Origin of the sequence: Micromonospora sp. LOL_023, from assembly GCF_048060115.1 — a bacterium.
GTDB lineage: Bacteria > Actinomycetota > Actinomycetes > Mycobacteriales > Micromonosporaceae > Micromonospora_E.
On sequence record NZ_JBHMIM010000129.1, the window covers coordinates 1 to 4,199 of the forward strand.

Consider the following 4,199-nt stretch of genomic DNA (forward strand, 5'->3'; position numbering starts at 1 on the left):
GGGCCATCTGCCTACCCGGGTGGGTGGGGGGCCGCTACTGCGCTGCGGACCATGTACAACCACGCCACCCCGCCGACCATTCCCCGCGCCCGGGGCCCGGGGTTGACCGCTCAAGATCGCGGCGATCTTGCACTTATCGACGGACAATCCCGACAAATCTTCTCGATAAGCGCAAGATCGCCGAGGAACAGCGGGTGCCGGGGTGTCGGGGTGGGTGGCTCGACCGTGTGTAACGACCCCGCCCTGGGGATCATTCCGGGCGGCGGGCGCGGCCGGCTGCCTCGATCTGCTCGGCGGTGACCGGCTCGCCTCCGTTGTCCTGCCAGGCGTCCATCAGGTCGGCGAGGATCATCCGGGCGCCACTCTCGCCGTGTTCAGACTTCAGGTCGGCGTACGTCCACCGCAAGCTGGCCAGGGGGTCCTTCCCGGTCAGGGTCTGGCCGGCGGTCGGCAGGTCGGTGCGGCACTCGCGGTCCTCACGGTCGAGCCACGCGAACTCACCACTGAATCCCGTCGCCACGCTGCCAGCTTGCTGATCCAGGCAGGGGAAGGCCAGCGATTCTGCTGACAGCATGAGATCAAGACCAGCCAAGTCGATCTCTGCTCTCAGGCGAGGAGACCCGCTGGGCCGACTCGCCGAGGAGGTGCAGCGGATCGTGGAGCCGGACGAGGCCCATGCGGAGGCTGCGGGAGACCCACGTTGACCTGGGGCGGAGCGGTCGGAGCGGGCGACGAGAATCGAACTCGCGTAATCAGTTTGGAAGATCGCCCACCCTGGGCGTGATCTTGCTGGTCGCCCTGGTCACGGTGCCGTTGGTGGTGTCCGGTCGTGCCCGCTGATGACCGTCTGCGGCACCGGCTTATGGCACGCGGATGGCACGGCCAGGGCGCGGCCGGCCGGCGTTGTACGGGTTCCCGCCCCGGCCTTCGGGCCGGGGCGGCTTGCCGTGCCGGCGGTGCTCCGCGACCTGGACCACGTTGACCGGTGGCAAGCCGCGAAGCGGCGCGGCAGCCGATCGCCCCACCCTCGACGGCGACCGGCCACCCTCGCGATCGTCACGGCTCCGGTGGGGCCTCGTCGGCGGGTTGGATCTCGATGTGTGTCCAGACGACGCCGGGTACCCGGAAGCGGCCGTTGGCGTTGGCAGCGGCGATCATCTCGAACGTCCAGCGGTTGTCCTGGTAGGTGGCAGGTCCGATGACGGTCCAGCCGGAGCCGAGCCGCTGAGCGTCGGTCAGGGCCTGAAATACGGCATCGGCCGGGGCTGCCTCGTCGAGCGGGGTCGTGAACCTGATCGAGAACTGGCCCGGATCTTTGTGGTAGCGCTCGATAGCTTGAACCTCGATGGTCCTGCCGATGGTGGCCTGTACCCGCTGAAGGATGCGCTGGGCTGAACGCTCATGCTTGCCGGTGACCACCAGATGCCACGCGAGCCGTACGGCTTCCACAGCAGGGGACTGTACGACGTCACGCGCTGCTGCAGATGCTGTGGTCCTGGTGTTCGCCCGCCGTGCCGGCCGATGCCGGCCGGAGGCCGCCAGCAGGCCGAGCGCGGCGGGCGTGCCGCGCTTGCGCGGTACCTTGATCCAGAAAAGAGCGTCTCGGCAGTTGGTGAAGCATAGCGATCGCATCTCTGCCAGGACCGTGAGCTCACGCTTGTAAGCCGTGCGTCGCGTCCCCGCCAGCCCGGGGTTGGGCGGAACGCTCGAGGCTCTGTCCCTGTCAGCGCTCGTCTGTATGCCGCGTCCGGTAACCCAGCGAGCAACTGTCCGGTTACGTCTGGACATCAGGCTTTCCCTGATCAAGGATGTCCGCAGACGTTCTTCCGGCTCGCATCAGGAAGAGCCTCATGAACTCTTCTTCCGTCTGAATCAACCAATGACCCTAACCGAGGCGGAAAAGCGGAACGCCTTCGTGGGTGCCGCTAGAAACCAGGTGAAAGAATTAGTGGAGTGGGCCGGAACGAGAGGAATGTCGGGGCAGCGCCTTGGATTTTCGAATGCGCGTATGGCATATGATGATTTGCTCGCCCGATTTCTGCTCACCCTGGAACAGGGCCGCCTTACCGAGAAGGTGACAGCGCTCAGAATCACTACCCGCTATAGAGATAAGGGTGCGTTTTCTGAGCCGATAATGAGCCTCGCAACCCAAGCGCTTGACTACTTCCTTCAGCTCGAACTTCTAGACCGTGCCGAGCGCCGGCTGAAATGGAACAAAGCCACCGTTCATACCTGGCTCTGCCTCGTAGCAAAACTACTGAAGGAGGGCCTTCTCTTGGAGCTAGGTCCAGCGCTGTATCAAACAATCGAACAGGTGGAGAGCTGGCGGGGAAGGCGGTTGCATGGCCGAAGTATGTATAACGTTCCGCTAGCCGTCTTCCACGATCGGGCGACGGCCCGCGTGGCTGACGTCTCGTCCGTAGTACTGCGCGATCTTACCGCTTGGATGGTGCTCTATCGTGCCGAGCCCGGAATCATTCGAAATCGGTCATTTATTGCGCCAGTCGAGGATGCGTGGCAAATTGTTGACCAGGCGGGCGATGACGCCGGTCGAGAATTAGCATCATTTAGCGGCGTCGTGCGCTGGGGTGACTCGGGATGGTTCTGAGGTTCATAGAACGGCGGCAGCAGATCGAAAGTCTTGCAAGGCGCAATTATACTACTCGCCTCACCGTCGGCACCTTCGTCACCACCGCCGGCCTGCCCCAAAGCCTCATCTTTTCACCAGGCATCAGCATCGTGTCCGGCGGAAACGGCGCAGGAAAGTCGACGCTCCTCGGTGCCGTTTGGAGATGCCTGGCTGGACAAGAACCGCAAGAAGGTTCAACGATCCCGAACGTGCCTCCATGGCTATGTCAGCTGAAGATTGCAGGAACCCATGCCGACGTTCCGTTCGAGGCAGAACTCGACGTTGGGTCACAAACAACATCCTCGACGTTTCCATCGTCTGTCTTCTATGTTGATCCTGCGGCGGAGACCGAGGATGTGCTGAGGCACTTCAGATCAGATCCACAATCCTTTGATCTGCTTGAGGGGGTTGAGCCAGCGTCTTTTGACAGCAGCCAGCTCCAAGCCCTTGCATATATTCTTCGCCGAGAGTATTCAGAGTTCCTCGTTTATGAGGTGACGGCATTCAGTGTAGACGACACTCCGTTGCCCTACTTTGAAGTCGCTTCGATGGGTAAGCGATACGCATTGCAGCAGATGGGGCGAGGGGAACTCGTTGCAGCTTACCTTTTATGGAGGTTGCAAGAACTTCCACCCGGAGCCGTTGTATTGCTAGAGGAGCCGGAAAGTCATCTTGCGGCGTTCTCTCAAGAGAAGCTAGTAGATGCGATCGTCTCGATCGTAGTCAAACGCGACCTCTGTCTAATCGTCTCTAGTCACTCCCCAGGCTTCTTCCAAAAGCTACCCGCCGAGCATGTTGTACTAGTTTCATCATTGCCTTCCCCCTCCATTCGCTGTGGGCTACCGGCCGCAGAAGTGGCTAATCACCTCGGTGTCCAACCCCGTACCGCTGCGGTGGTTCTAGTTGAGGACCAGGTCGCAGCTGAGTTCTTGCATGCAATCCTGTCGTCATTAGATCGCGATGCACTCCGGTATCTTGATGTCAGAGCCGTGGCGAGTGGGCAATCAGGTGTGAAGCGCATCGTCAGCGATATTTCCAGTAGCGCCGCTGACCAGGTTCGAATCCTTGGAGTTCTTGACGGCGACCAACGTCCTCGAGGTGGGCAAGCATCTGAAGGGCTGATCGGTTACCTAGTGGGCGATTCAGCGCCCGAGGTCCTACTGCGACAAACCATCAACCGGTGGCGTTCAGGCGAGTTTGACGACTGGGATTCTCCGCTGCCAGGTGGGAGCGATGGTCTAAAGTTGTGTCTTGAGCGGCTTGATGGGCGAGATCTGCACGACTGGATCTTTGAGCTGGCGGACGAGTTCGGAGGGCTTCGTCCAGTAATTCGTGCGATAACAGATTTAGTTCTTCGAGAACCATTTCTGAAGAATCAGTGTGAGGAGGTGGTCAATTGGCTGCGGTCGCAAGGAAGGCTTCCTCACTGACGAAATCCTCCCGCGCTGCGGCAAACCGTAGCCCTCGAGCCACCATGGAAACTGTCATCCGGGTACCCAGCCACGGCCCCGGCGTTGTTCCGGCTTGAGAGGTTCTGTCCGTGTTGAGAACCGGACACGAGGCGAGTTGC

The 4,199-nt window shown here is 61.1% G+C and carries 4 protein-coding genes; 2 read left to right on the forward strand and 2 right to left on the reverse strand.

All coding sequences use genetic code 11. From position 1 onward, the window contains the following. Positions 1-250: 250 nt before the first annotated feature. On the reverse strand, positions 251-520 hold the full coding sequence (locus ACFHVL_RS30830; protein ID WP_416632126.1) for a hypothetical protein: 270 nt from the start codon (positions 518-520) through the stop codon (positions 251-253). 536 nt (positions 521-1,056) lie between these two features. Then, on the reverse strand, positions 1,057-1,419 hold the full coding sequence (locus ACFHVL_RS30835) for a hypothetical protein (protein WP_416632127.1): 363 nt from the start codon (positions 1,417-1,419) through the stop codon (positions 1,057-1,059). A gap of 319 nt (positions 1,420-1,738) precedes the next feature. On the opposite strand from ACFHVL_RS30835, the gene ACFHVL_RS30840 reads away from it, so the two are divergent. After that, the gene (locus tag ACFHVL_RS30840; protein WP_416632129.1) at positions 1,739-2,608 is read left to right on the forward strand and encodes a hypothetical protein; all 870 of its coding nucleotides are present in this window, start codon (positions 1,739-1,741) and stop codon (positions 2,606-2,608) included. Next, positions 2,599-4,059: an AAA family ATPase gene (locus ACFHVL_RS30845; RefSeq protein WP_416632130.1), complete on the forward strand. Its 1,461-nt coding sequence runs from the start codon at positions 2,599-2,601 to the stop codon at positions 4,057-4,059. The genes ACFHVL_RS30840 and ACFHVL_RS30845 overlap by 10 nt, the downstream gene beginning before the upstream one ends. The last annotated feature ends 140 nt before the right edge of the window (positions 4,060-4,199 follow it).

Bases quoted from the DNA above. Each gene is read 5' to 3' on its own strand.
- ACFHVL_RS30840 (WP_416632129.1), top strand. From the start codon at position 1,739: ATGCCGCGTCCGGTAACCCAGCGAGCAACTGTCCGGTTACGTCTGGAC.
- ACFHVL_RS30845 (WP_416632130.1), top strand. From the start codon at position 2,599: ATGGTTCTGAGGTTCATAGAACGGCGGCAGCAGATCGAAAGTCTTGCA.